Source organism: Xenorhabdus vietnamensis, assembly GCF_002127535.1.
Lineage (GTDB): Bacteria > Pseudomonadota > Gammaproteobacteria > Enterobacterales > Enterobacteriaceae > Xenorhabdus > Xenorhabdus vietnamensis.
In genome coordinates this window covers 139,695-158,323 of sequence record NZ_MUBJ01000008.1, presented here as the reverse complement: position 1 = coordinate 158,323, position 18,629 = coordinate 139,695, and the positions used below count along the sequence as shown (strand labels likewise).

Sequence of the window (18,629 nt, the reverse complement as noted above, 5' to 3'; positions counted from 1 at the left end):
CCTGTTAAAAAATTAAGGCAGTAAGCAACATATCAATGAGCTTGATGCCGGCAAAAGGCACAAGCAAACCACTAAGGCCATATATCCATAGGTTTCGTCGCAAGAGCAGTAATGCGTTCATTGGGCGGTAACTGACGCCTTTCAGCGCCAATGGCAGTAGAAAAATTATGATTATCGCATTGAAGATAACAGCAGAAAGCACCGCTGATTCCGGAGAATGAAGGCGCATGATGTTTAATGCATTCAGTTGTGGATATGTAACTGAAAAAGCAGCGGGAATGATGGCAAAATATTTAGCAATATCATTGGCAATGCTGAATGTAGTCAAAGCACCGCGGGTCATTAACATCTGCTTGCCGATATGTACAACCTCAATCAACTTGGTAGGATTGGAATCCAGGTCAACCATATTGCCTGCCTCTTTCGCCGCTTGTGTCCCTGAATTCATGGCAACGGCAACATCTGCTTGTGCCAGTGCCGGTGCATCGTTTGTACCATCACCGGTCATGGCAACCAGACGCCCTTCGGACTGATATTGGCGGATCAGGGCGAGTTTTGCTTCAGGAGTGGCTTCTGCCAAAAAGTCATCAACGCCTGCTTCGGCTGCAATTGCAGCGGCAGTTAGATGATTGTCTCCCGTGATCATGACGGTTTTGATCCCCATCTTGCGCATTTCACTGAAGCGTTCTTTAATCCCCCCCTTCACAATATCTTTCAAGGCAACAACTCCCAAGACCTGCTGGTTTTCAGCAACGACCAACGGTGTCCCCCCTTTATGCGCGACTTGTTGTACTAATTTGTCAATAACATCAGGAAAATGACTGTGGTTGACTTCAATATAGCGACGAATAGCATCGACAGCGCCTTTGCGGATCATGCGATTACCGATATTGATCCCACTCATGCGTGTCATGGCAGAGAAAGGAACGAATGTGGCTTTTAATTCTCGAAGATCTCGCTCACGCATATTGAAACGTTGTTTGGCAAGGATCACGATACTGCGCCCTTCAGGTGTTTCATCTGCAAGAGAAGAGAGTTGGGCAGCATCAGCCAACTGCCGTTCTGTTACGTCAGGGGCGGGCAAAAATTGAGATGCCTGACGATTTCCTAGTGTGATAGTGCCGGTTTTATCGAGTAGCAGGACATCCACATCTCCGGCAGCTTCAATAGCACGCCCGCTGGTGGCGATGATATTGGCTTCCAGCATACGGCTCATACCAGCAACACCAATGGCTGACAATAATCCACCAATGGTGGTGGGGATCAGGCAAACCAGTAAAGCAATCAATACAGTGAGTGTAATGGAAGCGCCAGATTGATTGGCTTGAACACTGAACAAGGAAAAAGGCAGCAGGCTTACACAAACCAGCAGGAAAATAATGGTTAGTGCAGTAAGCAAAATGGTGAGGGCTATTTCATTGGGCGTTTTACGCCGCTTGGCCCCTTCAACCATTGAAATCATTCTGTCTAAAAAAGTTTCTCCCGGATTGACAGTGCATTCGACGATTAGCCAATCTGATAAAACTCGCGTACCTCCAGTGACAGAAGAAAAGTCACCTCCTGATTCGCGGATAACTGGTGCAGATTCTCCTGTAATAGCGCTTTCATCAACGGAAGCTCCTCCTTCAAGGACTTCACCATCACAAGGAATGATTTCTCCTGCTTTTACCAGCACAATATCGCCTTTGCGCAAAGTATCAGAAGTGACTTTTTCTTTTTCGGCCTCATGGTTGGAGGATGCCAGTTTGGTTGCCCAACTGGTGCTTTTTACGCTTTTCAGGCTGGATGCTTGAGCTTTGCTGCGTCCTTCTGCCAGCGCTTCGGCAAAGTTGGCAAACAGTACGGTAATCCATAACCAGAGAGCAATAGCTCCGGTAAATAGTATATTGCCTGTGAATTGTCCCATTAATATGCCAATCCATAATGCAGTGGTCAGGCAACTTCCCACATAAACAACGAACATGACCGGGTTACGCCATTGCCGGGCTGGATGACATTTTTTTAACGAATCGATAAGTGCATGGCGAATTAAAGTTGGTTCAAATAATACTTGTTGTTTATTTTTCATGTCTTACCTCACACTCTCACTGCCAAAGTTGTAGGTGTTCTGCGATAGGGCCAAGGGCCAGAGCAGGGATAAACGTGAGAGCACCAATCAGTAAAATGACCAGAATTAATAATCCAATGAAGAGGGAACCATAGGTCGGTAAGGTGCCATTGCTAATAGATTGGCGTTTTTTGTTAACCATGGAGCCAGCAATTGCCAGAACAGATAGAATGACACCAAAGCGACCAAGAAACATAGTTGCTCCTAATAGCAGGTTATAAAAGACACTGTTGGCATTTAATCCGGCAAAGGCACTTCCGTTGTTGTTGGCTGTGGATGAAAAAGCATAAAGCACTTCAGTAAAGCCGTGAGCGCCGGGATTTGCAATAACGCTGCGACCTGCGTCGGTTGAAATAGCCAGAGCGCTTCCTAAGAGAACGAGAGATGGGGTAACTAAAATCGCCAGGGCGACCATTTTCATGTCATGGACATCAATTTTTTTGCCTAAATATTCTGGTGCCCGCCCAATCATCAAGCCTGCAATAAATACAGCAAGCAGAACGAACAGTAACATGCCATAGAAACCAGAGCCTACCCCACCGAATATGACTTCACCAATCTGCATCAACCAGAGCGGTATCATGCCACCTAATGGGGTAAAGGAATCATGCATGGCATTTACGGCACCACAGGAAGCTGCGGTCGTTACAACGCTATAAAGGGAAGAAGCAAGGATACCAAAGCGGGATTCCTTTCCTTCCATATTAAAGTGGTTGCTGATATCGGGGGATGTGAGATGGGGATTACCTGCGGTTTCGGCATACATCACTATACTGGTGGCAATAATGAAAACAATGCTCATCGCCCAGAGCAGGGAATATCCCTGGCGATTGTCTCCAACAACCAGACCGAATGCGAAACATAATGCGCAGGGGATCAAGAAAATAGTCAGAATCTGAACGAAGTTACTGAGTGCAGTTGGGTTTTCAAATGGGTGGGCTGAGTTTGCCCCAAAAAATCCACCGCCATTAGTGCCTAAAAGTTTTATGGCCTCTTGAGAAGCAACTGGTCCCATGGGAATCAATTGTTGTTGCCCTTCCAGAGTGTGGATGAGTGCATAGGGAGAAAAGTTTTGGATAACGCCTTGACTGACAAAGAATAGAGCAATGATGACCGCAAGCGGAAGTAAAAGATATAAAGTAATACGTGTGATATCGATCCATGCGTTTCCCACGGTTTTCGTGTTTTGACGAGAAAAAGCCCGCATCAAGGCAAAAGCTACAGAAATTCCGGTTGCTGCAGACAGAAAATTCTGAACAGTCAGTCCAGTCATTTGGCTCAGATAACTGAGAGTATTTTCTCCACTATAAGCTTGCCAATTGGTATTCGTGATAAAACTGATTGCGGTATTGAGTGCCAGATCCCATTTCATGCCAGCAAAATGTTGTGGATTCAATGGCAAGTGGTCTTGGTTGATCAGCAGGGTAAATAGTAGCAATAACCCCGTTATATTGAATGCGAGGATCGCAAGCGCATACTGCCACCAGTTCATTTCTTTGACATCATGGCCGGGTTTTTGCAAGCCACAACAACGCCATAGGATGACTTCTGTTTTTGTTAACCAGAGAGGTAAGTCACCTTCGATAAGTCTGGCGATTAAATTCCCAAGAGGCTTACTCAACAGAAACAATATGAACAGGAAGCTGGCAATCAGTAAAAAAGCTGATGCTACCATTTAAAAATCCTCCGCATTTATTAACGCATAAATTAGATAGATCAGTAATAGCGTTACTAGAAAAATGCCGAGGACAAGGTATATATTCATGGTTTATCTCCTTGCTTATTGCTTTAAGAAATAGACAGTTACAGCATAGGAATGACCATACAAAGAAGTTGTTAAAAGAACTGCCTAAAGTGTAAAAAAAGTATAAATAAGCTGTGGAACCCATCGAAAAATCATCATTAAGGCAAGTGTAGCAACAATGCTCAGGTTGATTTTTTGTTTTGAAATTGTTGGATTTGTTTCTGTTTAAGTATGGTTTTGTAATAAAATTACGCAACCAGAAAAAAAAGGTGATTTATGCCACTAAAAAAGTGGTCTGATGAGTAGTAAATTTTCACTTTATCAGGTAAAATTTTATGCGTCTTACAGGTTATGCCCATGAGGAGGGTATCAATGTCTACATATCGTGAATACTCTTGGCAGCAGATTCTCTTGCGGCGTATAGGCGCTATATCATTGGGCGTCATTGCGCTGCCTGTCATGCTATTTCGTCGAGATCGGGCCCGTTTTTATAGCTATCTTCATAAAGTATGGATAAAAACCAGTGATAAACCAGTATGGCTGGAATGTTCAGAAATGGCTTCAGGCACTCGAAATCGCTAAAACAGCATTATGACGGAGCCTAATAGCCTTTTCTGCCCCTTAGGTTTTCATTCTTGATTTCTCTGCCTGAACGAATATTTCAAATACAATATTTTGAATATATTACCTTGAATTATTATCTTGAATATAGTTTTTGACACCTTGCTATGCTAGCGAGGTGTTTTGTTTTATATGTAATTAAGACGTACATTTATAACCTAAGATCTTTAATATCCAATCTGTTTAGAGTCTGGCCTGGAAGATGACAGGCATAGACAATTTGGTGGATGGATTGGCTTAATTCACGGCAGGTATGTATTTTATGGTGAAGAAAAGGCTAAATGACAAGGGGAATGTGATGAACAATGTTGAATTGGAACATGTGCTCAATACGGAATTGAGAGTCCGTGAATTTCAAGACTATGCTCCTAATGGATTACAGGTGGAAGGCCGTTCCCATGTTCAGCGGGTGATTACAGGCGTGACAGCTTGTCAGGCATTACTGGATGAAGCCGTTCGCCTTGAGGCGGATGCTGTCATCGTTCATCATGGATACTTTTGGAAGAATGAATCTCCTGTTATTCGTGGCATGAAACGCCGTCGCTTACAAACACTACTCTGTAATGATATCAACCTGTATGGTTATCATCTCCCGTTAGATGCCCATCCTGCTTTGGGTAATAATGTCCAATTAGCGCGTCAGATGGGTGTGAAGGTTATAGGCGAGATTGATACTTTTCTTCCTCATGGCGTTTTTGATCAACCTATTACGCGAGCAGAATTGACCGGACGCCTTGAAAAAAATCTGGAGAGAAAAGTGCTGCATTGTGGTGATAATGCACCAGAAGAAATCCGCACATTGGCATGGTGTACAGGTGGTGGCCAAAGTTTTATTGAACAGGCAGCTGAATTTGGTGTTGATGCCTTTGTGACGGGAGAAGTATCAGAAAAAACTATTCATGTTGCCCGTGAAATGGGACTGCATTTTTTTGCGGCAGGGCATCACGCAACCGAGCGCTATGGTATCAAAGCGCTCGGTGAATGGTTGGCGAATAATTATGGGTTGGATGTAATTTTTATCGATATTCCTAATCCGGCTTAATGCTTGGTTAATCTACATAGCCCCCAGATTTTATTTCCATTTTGGTAGTTGGGGGCTTTTTATCTTTGTTTGAAAAGGAATGTTTAAAAAGGGATGTTTGAAAAAGGGACAAAACAATCATGCTGATCCCACAACAGATCAGTACACAGCTCAATGCTTGACTCCAGCCTGCCAGTGCCAAACCAAAGCCCAGTAGAAAATAGTAAAATAATCCTAGTAAAGCACCGGCAGTTCCCAGCCGATCTGAATAGTTGGTTAATACAGAAGCCAGAATATTAGGGATAGCCAGTCCATAAGCGATAACTATTCCCAACATCGGAAAAATAAAGAGCCAGCTATTTTCGAGTAGGTATACACCAATTCCACTCAATAGATTTATCAAGGAGGCGAGAGTGACTAATTTGGCAGATATCCATCGTTGTTTTAATAGGTATTTATTTAATAAAGAACCTAATCCAACGCCGAAAGTCATTAACAAGCCCGTATAACCAAATATTTCTTGTGACAACCCAAATTGTTCAAAGCGAAATGGTGCTAATTGGTAATAGCTGAATAAGCAAATGTTGAAAAATGCGATCAAAAACGCATTTCGCCAAATTGAAATATCTTTAAGCATTATGATTGCAGTGCTGAATAAAGACACTTTTATTACGTCAATTGGCCGGGTTTCTGGCAATCGAACGATAGACCAGCAGGTCAGGATTACCGCTAAAATGGCTAGTCCAGCAAAGACTGCTTTATATCCAGCAAAATAATTCAATGTTGAGCCGCTGAGCATACCAATGGCTGGGCTGGCAGCTAAGGCAATGCCCATGATGGAAAATACATGTGCCAATTCTTCTCCACGGTAAGTATCACGCATAATGGTTTGTGTACCGACAGAGCCAACTGCTGCGCCAAAAGCAGACAGCATTCTGGCAACGAGTAATAACCAGAATTGTTGTGTTAACAATGCCAGCAGGGAAGCTAGGCCATAGAGTGATAAGCCAACAATGATAGCCGGGCGTCTGCCGATCACGTCACACATGCGTCCCCATACAACAACACCGAGGGCAAAAGCAAAAAAGTAGAGTGATAGTGTTTGAGCGGCTTGTTCTGAGCTGATAGAAAACCCGTTGGCGATGTTGGTTAATGCAGGGCTATAGATGGTTTCTACGATCTGCGGAAACATCATCAAAGCAATAGCAAGCCAAAGTGATGGTTTAGTTTGCATGATTTTTTCTTCTAATGATAAGTGAGTAATAGCTCGGAAGGTTAGCATTCTGACTGCTGTCTTTTTATGATAATAAGGACAAATTATTTATTTAATCGGACATTGAGTCTAGGGGAGTAGAATGGCGTGGTTGCAACAAAGCGATCATTTTGATCCTGATCGTTTGAATGTACCTGTGGTAGGGATCGCAGCAGAGATGGGACAACACGATTCAGGCTTTCATCAGCATGATATGGGGCAATTGTTATTCACCCAACGGGGCTGTATCAAAATCACATTAGCAAATCAGATTTCTATTCTGCCACCAACCAGAGTGGCATGGATACCTCCAAAGACACAGCATCGGGCAGAAATGCGTGGTTCGGTAGGCTACCGTTCTATTTATTTTGATATTCATTATTTGAATACCCGTTATGCGAATGCTTCTGGAATAACGCTAATTCCGACACAAAGCGAAGTGTTGGAAGCTACGCCATTGTTACAGGTGCTTTTGGAGCGTATAGCGATATCTTCTTTCGACTCTGATTGGTATCAGGGAAAAGAAGCAAATTTACTGGCAGTATTTTTTGATGAAATTCGTGAGGCGCGTAGGGAACCGACTTTACTGCCGTTACCGTTTGATCGGCGGTTAGCGCACTTGTCATTTGAGCAATTGCCGCCATCGTTGAACATACTAGCGACTTATATTGGCGCGAGTGAGAAAACAATTACCCGAATATTTCAGCGTGAAACAGGAATGAATTACCAACAATGGCGGCAGCAATGGCGATTGGTAAAGGCAATAGAGCTGTTGGCACAGAATAAAACTTTATCTTATGTTGCGCAGGAACTCGGTTTTTCCAATGATAGTGCGTTTGTGACGTTTTTCCGCAAAGCTATGGGGAGGCCGCCAAGGGAATATATGGTGGGTTCAGAGAGATAAAGGCATTTGTGCGTACTTCATCAGGTAAATACACAGCTACCACTTGAATTCCTACTACTCGTGTATTCTTTACCTAAGAATGCAAGATAGAAGGCTAATTTACACACCAAGGCTCTGGTAGAAAGACGGATTCAGAGTCAAAATCGATGACAATATCAACACCGAGAGGCATAGTGAGCATTGGGTGTGTATGACAACAATCGAAGTCTGCCACAATAGGCATTTCTTTACCATTTAGAACTTCTTTTAGTACATCCAGTGCTGTTCTTCCTGTTCCCCGATCATTAAATTGTTCGTGTTTTCCAAGAATAATCGCTGAAGCTTTATTAAATATCCCACAGATCAGAAGGTGAGCAAAAGCGCGTTCAACTTCTTCTATTCCTTGGTGACAATCTTCAATCAGTAAAATATCACCTTGTTTAATTTCAGGCATATATTCACTGCCCCAAATTCCATAAAGAGTATTTAGATTACCGCCGATTAATCTGCCGCGATATTTTCCTGTTCCGTCAAAAATCCATTTATTAGAGAACGTATTTTTCGGATGTATTTGGTTTTCCCATTCAATATATTCATCTGTCCAGTATTCAGGTTGTTTATAAGTGAATGGTGGTTGAGTATTAGTAATTATTTGGGAAAAACAGGCAAAAGTTTCATCAACCAACGGAGGATATTCTCCAAATGAAGCAACTAAAGCAGGACCATAAAAAGTTACAACATTTGTTTTACTATAAATTCCAAGTAATAGAGCCGTGGTGTCAGAATAACCTACAATAATTTTAGGGTCTTTTTTGATAGCATCATAATCAATATAAGGCAATATTGAGTTGGAATTATCTCCTCCAATTGTGGACATAATACATCTTACTTCAGGATCTCGAAGTAAGGTGTTAAATTCTTCCACTCTTTGCATAATGTTGCCAGAACGGTAAAAATCACTTTTTCCAGTCAATATTCCTGCTTTTGTTTTATAACCTTTGCTTTGTAAGTAATTGATGCTTCTTGTAAAACGAGTAGGGGCAAAGGCCGTGGCTGGTGCCGAGGAAGAAAAAAAACCTATAGTTTCACCAAGAGAAAGTCTTTGTGGAAGAATCATTTTAGTTTTATACTCTTTTCGTTGTTAAAGCAATACGTTGTTAAAACAATATGTTGTGAAAAAATACGTTATGAAAACAATGCATGGTTAAAATAATGCCTTGTCAGAGAAATGCATTGTTAAAACAATAATTGATATCGAACTATATAAAACCATATAAAACCATATAAAACCATATAAAACCATATAAAACCATATAAAACCATATAAAACCATATAAAACTACACCCCTAATATCAGGATAAGAAAACCGATATGAGAGGTGCAGAAATACACTATTCAGAATATGGATAGTGTGATTGGAGTGACTAGATTATTTTTTTAACTGGCTCTTGAAGTCACGTTTATTATGGCCAGTATAAAGCTGACGTGGACGTGCAATCCTCAGGCCTTCATCATGCATTTCATTCCAATGTGCAATCCAGCCGATTGTTCGGGCAATGGCAAAAATCACGGTGAACATGGACGATGGGATACCCATGGCTTTCAGGATAATGCCAGAATAGAAGTCGACATTTGGATACAGTTTTTTCTCAATGAAGTATGGGTCGTTCAGAGCAATGCGCTCTAATTCCATCGCCACTTCCAGCAGACTGTCATTCAGGCCCAGTTCATTCAGAACTTCATGGCAGGTTTCACGCATCACTGTTGCGCGAGGATCGTAGTTTTTGTAAACACGGTGACCAAAGCCCATCAGGCGGAAAGAATCATTCTTGTCTTTGGCTCGAGCAATGAATTCGGGAATGTGTTCGACAGTCTGGATCTCTTCCAGCATCCGCAGACAGGCTTCATTTGCTCCACCATGCGCAGGCCCCCACAGGGATGCAATACCCGCAGCAATACAGGCGAATGGGTTAGCACCAGAAGAACCCGCAGTGCGTACCGTTGAGGTTGATGCATTTTGTTCATGATCCGCATGAAGAATGAAAATGCGATCCATGGCGCGTTCCAATACTGGATTAACCTTATATTCCTCACACGGTGTTGAGAACATCATGTGCAGGAAGTTTGCTGCATAAGACAGATCGTTGCGTGGATAAACAAAAGGCTGACCAAGGGAATATTTGTAACACATTGCCGCAACAGTTGGCATTTTGGACAGTAGGCGATAAGCAGTGATTTCACGATGGCGGGGATTGTGGACATCCAAAGCATCATGATAGAAGGCGGCCAAAGCACCCGTAACACCACAAAGTACAGCCATTGGGTGGGAATCACGGCGGAAACCGTGGAACAGACGAGTGATCTGTTCATGGATCATTGTATGGCGAGTCACCGTTGTTTTGAATTTTTCATATTTTTCAGGTGTTGGTGGCTCACCATATAGCAGAATGTAACAGACTTCCAGATAGGTTGATTCCGTTGCAAGCTGATCAATGGGAAAACCACGATGTAGCAAAATGCCTTCATTGCCATCAATATAGGTGATTTTCGACTCACAAGAGGCAGTGGAGGTAAAACCAGGATCGTAGGTATAGAAGCCTTTTGAGCCGAGGGTACGAACGTCAATCACTTCAGAACCTAGGGTCGGCGTTAGTACGTCTAGTTCGATAGCAGCTGAACCATTTATGTTCAACGTAGCCTTTTTATCAGCCATTTACATCTCCTTAGCGCTTATTTTTATAACCCCTAACAACCAGATAGACACAATTTATACTGTGCCGAAGACATTGTGCTACCGGAGAGAATTTAAAATCAGGCTGGTATCACATTTAACGCTGAAATCTCATTACGGACAACAATAGTTTGCAGGTTGTTAAAAATTTTTTGGGAGTTATGTTTAAAGTATTATTTGCGTAAAGTGTTACCATTTTGTGCTTATATGATACTTTTACATAACTTTTATTTTTCGTTAAGATTAATTTTTCATCATAAAATGATGTGAAATAATATATAACGACATATATGTAAGATAAATGTTTAATCTTTGTCAAACAACATAATGTTTTTTATAAAAAATGTTTGAAGCGTGATCCTTCTCACTGTTCAAGCTAAATGTTAATAATCATATTGTGTGGTAATTGTAATAACAATGTGAAGTATTTATACTTTCGTGAGGTCTCCGGATTACCCTGATGTAGGAGCACCCAGCGTAACTAAATCACAACTTTTGATGAACAGTAACAGTAAGGATTGTTGAGTTAATTATGTTGTGTCTTTGTATCCTCTTTATTAGCGCTGTCTGATTCCTGCCCAGGACCGGAGGATGGAAAATAAAAAAAAGCTTTGTGGGCAAAATTGTGAAAAAACAAAGACCTGTCAACCTTGATCTGCGGACGATTGACCAACCCGTCTCCGCGATAGCATCGATCTTGCACCGTATCTCAGGCGTCATCACCTTTATCGCAGTCGGCATTCTGCTGTGGTTGTTGGGGATGTCACTGTCTTCGCAGGAGGGCTTCCTACAAGCATCCGAAATCATGACTGGCTTCTTCGTCAAATTTATCCTATGGGGGATATTGACGGCACTGGCTTACCACATTTGTGGAGGTATACGCCATGTGTTGATGGATTTTGGTTTCTTGGAAGAAAATCTCGCTACCGGTAGTGCATCTGCCAAAGTAGCAATAGTAATTGCGGTTATTCTGTCTATTCTGGCTGGGGTATTATTATGGTAAGCAACGCATCCGCATTGGGTCGTACGGGTATTCAGGATTGGCTGTTGTTGCGTGCATCCGCAATTATTATTGTTTTGTACGTCTTTTATCTCGTTGGTTTTGTCGCAACAACGTCAGATATTACCTATGAAGTCTGGCGTGGTTTCTTTTCTTCATCCCTCACTAAAGTATTCACTGTGTTGACTCTGCTTTCTATCCTAGTCCATGCATGGATTGGCATGTGGCAGGTATTGACAGATTATGTCAAACCTCTTGCACTGCGTTTGGTTCTGCAACTGGTGATTATTGTAGCGCTGTTAACTTATTTGATTTACGGAACAATTGTTGTGTGGGGTGCATAAATGAAATTGCCAGTAAGAGAATTTGACGCTGTTGTTATTGGTGCTGGTGGCGCAGGTATGCGTGCTGCACTGCAAATTTCACAAATGGGTTTATCTTGTGCTTTGATTTCTAAGGTGTTCCCTACGCGTTCCCATACTGTTTCAGCACAGGGTGGAATTACTGTTGCTCTGGGCAATACCCATGAGGATAACTGGGAATGGCACATGTATGATACGGTGAAAGGCTCCGATTATATCGGTGACCAAGATGCCATTGAATATATGTGTAAGACCGGCCCAGAAGCAATTTTAGAGTTAGAGCATATGGGATTGCCATTCTCCCGTCTGGATAATGGCCGTATTTATCAACGTCCATTTGGTGGACAGTCCAGAAATTTTGGTGGTGAGCAGGCCGCTCGTACCGCCGCCGCCGCTGACCGAACGGGTCATGCCCTATTGCATACGCTGTATCAGCAGAATTTAAAAAACCATACAACTATCTTTTCTGAGTGGTATTCGTTAGATCTGGTTAAAAATCAGGATGGCACGGTTGTTGGTTGTACTGCTATTTGTATTGAAACCGGTGAAGTGGTTTATTTCAAAGCTAAGGCAACTATCCTGGCAACCGGTGGTGCAGGCCGAATCTTCCAATCCACAACTAATGCGCATATCAATACTGGTGATGGTGTGGGCATGGCATTGCGTGCAGGTGTTCCTGTTCAGGATATGGAAATGTGGCAATTCCACCCAACCGGCATTGCCGGTGCGGGTGTTTTGGTCACAGAAGGCTGCCGTGGTGAAGGTGGTTACCTGCTGAATAAAGATGGTGAGCGCTTCATGGAGCGTTATGCACCAAATGCTAAAGACCTTGCTGGCCGTGATGTGGTCGCACGTTCTATGATGATTGAGATCCGTGAAGGTCGTGGCTGCGAAGGCCCATGGGGTCCTCACGTCAAATTGAAACTGGATCATCTGGGCAAAGATGTATTGGAATCTCGTCTGCCGGGTATTCTTGAATTATCCCGCACTTTTGCCCACGTAGATCCAGTAAAAGAGCCGATTCCAGTTATTCCAACCTGTCACTATATGATGGGGGGAATTCCAACTAAGATCACCGGTCAGGCACTGACGCTAAATGAAAAAGGCGAAGATGTAGTGATTCCAGGCTTGTTTGCTGTGGGTGAAATTGCTTGTGTATCTGTTCACGGTGCAAACCGTCTGGGGGGTAACTCACTGCTTGATTTAGTGGTATTTGGCCGTTCCGCAGGCCTACACTTGAAAGAATGCCTGATGGAGCAGGGGACTAGCCGTGATGCCAGCGAATCTGATGTTGATGCAGCACTTCAACGTCTGAACCGTTGGAATAATACCCGTTCAGGTGAAGATCCAGTTGAAATCCGCAAAGCATTGCAATCTTGTATGCAGCACAACTTCTCGGTATTCCGTGAAGGTGACGCGATGGCAAGAGGGCTTGAAGAACTGAAAGTGATCCGTGAGCGTCTGAAAAATGCTCGTCTGGATGATACTTCATCAGAATTCAATACCCAGCGTATCGAATGTCTGGAGTTGGATAACCTGATGGAAACGGCCTATTCGACCGCGGTTTCTGCGAATTTCCGTACAGAAAGTCGTGGCGCTCACAGCCGCTTTGACTATCCAGAACGTGATGATGCTAATTGGCTGTGCCATAGCCTGTATTTACCGCAAACTGAGAGCATGACTCGCCGTGAAGTGAATATGCAGCCAACGCTGCGTGAAGCTTTCCCGCCGAAAGTGCGTTCTTACTAATTGCGTTGCTGATGTTCCAGTTGCGGAGAAATAGATTATGAAACTTGAATTTTCGATTTATCGTTATAATCCAGATGTAGATGATGTACCCCGTATGCAGGACTACACTCTGGAAGCACAGGAAGGGCGAGACATGATGTTGCTGGATGCCCTTATCCAGCTAAAAGAGCAAGATCCAACCTTAGCATTCCGCCGCTCTTGTCGTGAGGGAGTCTGTGGCTCTGATGGCGTGAATATGAATGGTAAAAACGGTTTGGCATGTGTTATGCCAGTTTCTGCGTTGCGTCGTGGCAATAAGAAAATTGTTATTCGTCCATTGCCCGGTCTGCCAGTGATTCGTGATCTGGTTGTTGATATGGGGCAGTTCTACGCGCAATATGAAAAAATCCGTCCTTACCTGATTAATGACAACAAAAACCCACCCGCACGTGAGCACCTGCAATCACCGGAACAGCGTGAAAAACTGGACGGACTGTATGAATGTATCTTATGTGCCTGTTGTTCAACGTCTTGTCCATCATTCTGGTGGAATCCGGATAAATTTATTGGCCCCGCCGGTCTTTTGGCTGCATACCGTTTCTTGATTGACAGCCGTGATACTGAAACAACTTCGCGGCTGGATAATTTGAATGATGCGTTCAGTGTTTTCCGCTGTCATGGAATTATGAATTGCGTCAATGTATGTCCTAAAGGGTTGAATCCGACAAAAGCGATTGGTCATATTAAATCTATGTTGCTGAAACATAGTGCATAGTAAATAGCATATAGTAGTAAATAGCGTATAGAGATAGAGAAATTTCGGGCATAAATAACACATAAATAGTGTGTAAATAGTGCATATAATGTCGCCCTCCACAATTTTGAAATAAATATCAAATCGGTGGAGGGCATTAAAGAATGAAAAATGATAAATTGCCTACTGCTAAAGACGAGACATGTTTCCAAATAAAGGAACCTTTAAAAACTGAATGTCAGTTTTTAAAGGTTCCTTGAAGGGTAGGAAAACCCAAAAGAGAACATGCATTAAGCACGTCCAAATGAACCTTTTATCAACACCGCTAATTAAGCGGTATTTGTTAACCACGGCGAAAACTAAAGCTTTCAAAGCTTAAGGGATCACAATGCAGAACGGCGCAATGAAGGACTGGCTGGACTCAAGCTTTCTGGCTGGTGCAAACCAGTCTTACATAGAGCAAATCTATGAAGACTATATAACTGATCCTAATTCCGTTGATGCAAGTTGGAGAGAGATTTTCCAACAATTACCGGAAGCAGGACTTAGCGGGGAACAACTTCACTCACAGACACGCGATTACTTCCGTCGTCTGGCAAAAGATACCACGCGTTACCACACTTCAGTCAGCGATCCAGCAATGGATGCAAAACAAGTCAAAGTTTTGCAGCTCATCAATGCATTCCGCTTCCGCGGACACCAAGATGCAAACCTTGATCCATTGGGATTATGGAAACAGGAACCTGTACCCGATCTCGATCCTGCTTTCCATAATTTAACAAAAGCAGATTTTGAAGAAACGTTTAATGTGGGCTCTTTTGCCATTGGTAAAGAGACAATGAAATTGGCGGATTTGTATGACGCACTGAAAAGCATTTATTGCGGTTCAATTGGTGCGGAATATATGCATATCACCAATACAGAAGAAAAACGTTGGATTCAGCAACGTCTGGAGTCTGTGGCAGTTGGTTCACAGTTTAAGGCAGAAGAAAAGCGTCGTTTCCTGAAAGAGTTAACATCAGCAGAAGGTTTGGAACGCTATTTAGGTGCTAAGTTCCCAGGAGCGAAACGTTTCTCTCTTGAAGGTGGTGACTCACTTATCCTTATGTTAAAAGAATTGATCCGCCACGCTGGTAAACAAGATACCCGCGAAATTGTGTTGGGAATGGCTCACCGTGGTCGCCTCAACGTTCTGGTCAATCTTTTGGGTAAAAAACCTGCTGATCTGTTTGACGAATTTGCAGGTAAACACAAAGAACACTTGGGTACGGGTGACGTAAAATACCATCAAGGTTTTTCTTCTGATTTTGAGACTGAAGGCGGTTTGGTGCATTTGGCTCTAGCCTTTAACCCGTCTCACCTTGAAATTGTCAGTCCTGTTGTTATCGGTTCTGTACGTGCCCGCCGTGATCGCCTTGATGAAGGTCGCAGTAACATGGTTCTGCCTGTCACCATCCACGGTGATGCAGCAGTAACAGGGCAGGGGATTGTTCAGGAAACGCTGAACATGTCTCAGGCTCGCGGTTATGAAGTTGGTGGTACTGTCCGTATCGTAGTTAACAACCAGATTGGTTTTACCACTTCTAATCCGAAAGATTCTCGTTCAACACAATACTGTACTGACATTGTGAAAATGGTTCAGGCACCGATTTTCCACGTTAATGCGGATGATCCGGAAGCGGTTGCATTTGTTACTCGTCTGGCGCTTGATTTCCGTAATACCTTCAAACGTGACGTGATGATCGATTTGGTTTGTTATCGTCGCCATGGTCATAACGAAGCTGATGAGCCAAGCGCAACTCAGCCTTTGATGTACCAGAAGATCAAGAAACAGCCAACAGCACGTAAAATCTATGCAGATAAACTGGTAGCAGAAGGCTTGCTGGCTGCCAATGACGTTACTGAGATGGTGAACCTATATCGTGACTCACTGGATCATGGCGAGTGTGTTGTTGATGAATGGCGTCCAATGGGGTTGCATTCATTCACATGGGAACCTTACCTGAATCACGAGTGGGATGAAGAGTATCCACACCAAGTGGATATGAAACGCTTGCAAGATCTTGGTAAACGCATCAGCACTATTCCTGCCGAAGTGGAAATGCACTCACGTGTTGCGAAAATCTATGGCGACCGTGCAGAAATGGCTAATGGCAATAAATTGTTTGACTGGGGTGGTGCGGAAACACTGGCTTACGCAACTCTGGTTGACGAAGGCATCCCTGTGCGTCTCTCCGGTGAAGATGCGGGTCGTGGTACTTTCTTCCACCGTCATGCCGTTATTCATAACCAGACCAATGCTTCTGTATATGTGCCTCTGGCAAATATTCACAATGGTCAAGGGGTATTCAATGTATGGGACTCTGTGCTTTCAGAAGAAGCTGTACTGGCATTTGAATACGGTTATGCAACAACTGAACCTCGCGCTCTGACAATTTGGGAAGCGCAATTTGGTGACTTTGCCAACGTGGCTCAGATTGTAATTGACCAATTCATCAGCTCTGGTGAACAGAAATGGGGTCGTATGTGTGGCCTGGTTATGCTGTTGCCACATGGCTATGAAGGGCAAGGTCCAGAGCATTCATCGGCACGTCTGGAGCGGTATCTGCAACTGTGTGCTGAACAAAACATGCAGGTTTGTGTGCCATCGACTCCTGCTCAGGTTTATCACATGTTGCGTCGTCAGTCTCTGCGTGGTATGCGCCGTCCGCTCATCGTTATGTCACCTAAATCATTGCTGCGCCATCCATTGGCAGTATCTAGTCTGGATGAATTGGCAAACGGCAAATTCGAGCCAGTGATTGGTGAGATTGACGCTTTGGATCCAAAAGGTGTTAAGCGCGTTGTACTTTGTTCCGGTAAAGTTTATTACGATCTGCTGGAACAGCGTCGTAAGAATGAACAGACTGATGTTGCTATCGTGCGTATTGAACAACTGTATCCATTCCCACGTCAGCACTTGCAAGCTCAGCTTGAGCAGTATGCTCACGTTCATGACTTCGTCTGGTGTCAGGAAGAGCCACTGAACCAAGGGGCTTGGTATTGCAGTCAACATAATTTCCGTGAAGCAATCCCATTTGGGGCTTCGTTACGTTATGCAGGTCGCCCAGCATCTGCTTCCCCGGCTGTGGGATATACGTCTGTTCACCAGAAGCAACAGCAAGCACTGGTTAATGACGCACTGAACGTTGAATAAATAAGGATAGAAAATGAGTAGCGTAGAAATTCTAGTTCCAGACCTTCCTGAATCTGTTGCAGATGCCACTGTTGCCACATGGCATAAAAAACCAGGTGACACCATAGAGCGTGATGAAGTGTTGGTTGAAATTGAAACCGATAAAGTTGTTCTGGAAGTACCAGCAAGTGAAGCCGGTGTCTTGGAAGCTATTTTGGAAGAAGAGGGCGCCACTGTACTGTCCAAGCAACTGCTGGGTCGTATTCGTCTGGGAGACAGCACTGGTATTCCTGCTGACATAAAAGAAAAAACAGAAGCAACACCAGCACAGCGTCAGACTGCGTCTTTGGAAGAAGAAAGCAACGATGCATTAAGCCCAGCAGTTCGTCGTCTGATTGCAGAGCATGATTTAGATCCTGCTGCAATTAAAGGCAGTGGTGTTGGTGGCCGTATTGTTCGTGAAGATGTAGAAAAATATATCGCCGCGAATAAAAAAGAGAGTCATAAACCCGCTGCGTCTGCTGAGCAGTCATCCTCATTGCCACATCGCAGTGAAAAACGCGTTCCAATGACTCGTTTGCGCAAACGTGTTGCAGAACGCCTGCTTGAAGCGAAAAACAACACAGCAATGCTGACGACTTTCAATGAAGTCAACATGAAGCCAATCCAGGAATTGCGCAAGCAGTATGGCGATGTATTTGAGAAACGTCATGGTATGCGTCTGGGTTTCATGTCTTTTTATGTGAAAGCGGTTGTTGAGGCGTTGAAACGCTATCCAGAAGTGAACGCTTCCATTGATGGCACTGATGTGGTTTACCACAACTATTTTGATATCAGTATTGCTGTATCTACACCACGCGGCTTGGTTACACCGGTATTGCGTGATGCAGATGCACTGAGCATGGCTGACATTGAGAAAAACATTAAAGAGCTGGCTATCAAAGGCCGCGACGGTAAATTGACCGTTGAAGAACTCACTGGCGGCAATTTCACGATTACCAACGGCGGTGTTTTCGGCTCCCTGATGTCCACCCCGATCATTAACCCACCACAAAGTGCGATCCTTGGCATGCACGCCATTAAAGACCGTCCAATGGCAGTAAATGGTCAGGTTGAGATTCTTCCGATGATGTATCTGGCGCTGTCCTATGACCACCGTCTGATTGACGGTCGTGAATCAGTCGGCTTTCTGGTGACCATCAAAGAAATGCTGGAAGATCCAACACGCTTGTTGCTGGATGTATAGCATC

The 18,629-nt window shown here is 43.6% G+C and carries 15 protein-coding genes; 9 read left to right on the top strand and 6 right to left on the bottom strand.

All coding sequences use genetic code 11. From position 1 onward, the window contains the following. Positions 1-4: 4 nt before the first annotated feature. From kdpB to kdpF, 3 genes are read right to left on the bottom strand one after another with little or no spacing between them, the layout of a single operon-like run. Positions 5-2,068, bottom strand: coding sequence for a potassium-transporting ATPase subunit KdpB (kdpB, locus tag Xvie_RS09670; protein ID WP_086109117.1), 2,064 nt, complete (start codon positions 2,066-2,068; stop codon positions 5-7). A 16-nt stretch (positions 2,069-2,084) separates the two neighbouring features. After that, positions 2,085-3,782, bottom strand: a complete 1,698-nt coding sequence (gene kdpA, locus Xvie_RS09665) for a potassium-transporting ATPase subunit KdpA (protein WP_086109116.1) — start codon at positions 3,780-3,782, stop codon at positions 2,085-2,087. Continuing rightward, positions 3,783-3,872 (bottom strand): K(+)-transporting ATPase subunit F, encoded by a 90-nt coding sequence (kdpF, locus tag Xvie_RS25720; RefSeq protein WP_086109115.1) that lies wholly within the window; start codon positions 3,870-3,872, stop codon positions 3,783-3,785. 351 nt (positions 3,873-4,223) lie between these two features. Here kdpF and Xvie_RS09655 point away from each other — a divergent pair, with 351 nt between their 5' ends. Beyond that, entirely contained in the window at positions 4,224-4,433 is a 210-nt protein-coding gene (locus Xvie_RS09655; protein ID WP_086109114.1) for a YbfA family protein, read from the top strand. 337 nt (positions 4,434-4,770) lie between these two features. Next, positions 4,771-5,514 (top strand): type 2 GTP cyclohydrolase I, encoded by a 744-nt coding sequence (locus Xvie_RS09650; RefSeq protein ID WP_086109113.1) that lies wholly within the window; start codon positions 4,771-4,773, stop codon positions 5,512-5,514. A gap of 7 nt (positions 5,515-5,521) precedes the next feature. On the opposite strand, the gene Xvie_RS09645 is transcribed toward Xvie_RS09650, so the two are convergent. Then, positions 5,522-6,727: a multidrug effflux MFS transporter gene (locus Xvie_RS09645; RefSeq protein ID WP_086109137.1), complete on the bottom strand. Its 1,206-nt coding sequence runs from the start codon at positions 6,725-6,727 to the stop codon at positions 5,522-5,524. Between the two features lie 121 nt (positions 6,728-6,848). On the opposite strand from Xvie_RS09645, the gene Xvie_RS09640 reads away from it, so the two are divergent. Next, on the top strand, positions 6,849-7,649 hold the full coding sequence (locus Xvie_RS09640) for an AraC family transcriptional regulator (RefSeq protein ID WP_086109112.1): 801 nt from the start codon (positions 6,849-6,851) through the stop codon (positions 7,647-7,649). 94 nt (positions 7,650-7,743) lie between these two features. Here the strand turns inward: Xvie_RS09640 and Xvie_RS09635 are convergent, their stop codons facing one another. Together Xvie_RS09635 and Xvie_RS09630 are read right to left on the bottom strand one after the other, a co-directional pair. Beyond that, positions 7,744-8,745 (bottom strand): S66 family peptidase, encoded by a 1,002-nt coding sequence (locus tag Xvie_RS09635; RefSeq protein ID WP_086109111.1) that lies wholly within the window; start codon positions 8,743-8,745, stop codon positions 7,744-7,746. Between the two features lie 313 nt (positions 8,746-9,058). Then, positions 9,059-10,342 (bottom strand): citrate synthase, encoded by a 1,284-nt coding sequence (locus Xvie_RS09630; protein ID WP_086109110.1) that lies wholly within the window; start codon positions 10,340-10,342, stop codon positions 9,059-9,061. 631 nt (positions 10,343-10,973) lie between these two features. Between Xvie_RS09630 and sdhC the strand changes: the two genes are divergently transcribed. The 6 genes from sdhC (at position 10,974) to odhB (ending at position 18,625) form a co-directional block, all read left to right on the top strand. Further along, complete coding sequence (gene sdhC / locus Xvie_RS09625; protein WP_086109109.1) at positions 10,974-11,363, top strand: succinate dehydrogenase cytochrome b556 subunit; 390 nt, start codon at positions 10,974-10,976, stop codon at positions 11,361-11,363. Then, positions 11,357-11,704: a succinate dehydrogenase membrane anchor subunit gene (gene sdhD, locus Xvie_RS09620; RefSeq protein ID WP_086109108.1), complete on the top strand. Its 348-nt coding sequence runs from the start codon at positions 11,357-11,359 to the stop codon at positions 11,702-11,704. Before sdhC ends, sdhD begins: the two co-directional genes overlap by 7 nt. Then, the gene (gene sdhA, locus Xvie_RS09615; RefSeq protein ID WP_086109107.1) at positions 11,705-13,471 is read left to right on the top strand and encodes a succinate dehydrogenase flavoprotein subunit; all 1,767 of its coding nucleotides are present in this window, start codon (positions 11,705-11,707) and stop codon (positions 13,469-13,471) included. Positions 13,472-13,508: 37 nt separating this feature from the next. Further along, complete coding sequence (locus tag Xvie_RS09610) at positions 13,509-14,225, top strand: succinate dehydrogenase iron-sulfur subunit (RefSeq protein ID WP_086109106.1); 717 nt, start codon at positions 13,509-13,511, stop codon at positions 14,223-14,225. Between the two features lie 367 nt (positions 14,226-14,592). Beyond that, a complete protein-coding gene (sucA, locus tag Xvie_RS09605) occupies positions 14,593-17,400 on the top strand; it encodes a 2-oxoglutarate dehydrogenase E1 component (protein ID WP_086109105.1) in 2,808 nt (935 codons plus the stop codon). 13 nt (positions 17,401-17,413) lie between these two features. After that, a complete protein-coding gene (gene odhB / locus Xvie_RS09600; RefSeq protein ID WP_086109104.1) occupies positions 17,414-18,625 on the top strand; it encodes a 2-oxoglutarate dehydrogenase complex dihydrolipoyllysine-residue succinyltransferase in 1,212 nt (403 codons plus the stop codon). The last annotated feature ends 4 nt before the right edge of the window (positions 18,626-18,629 follow it).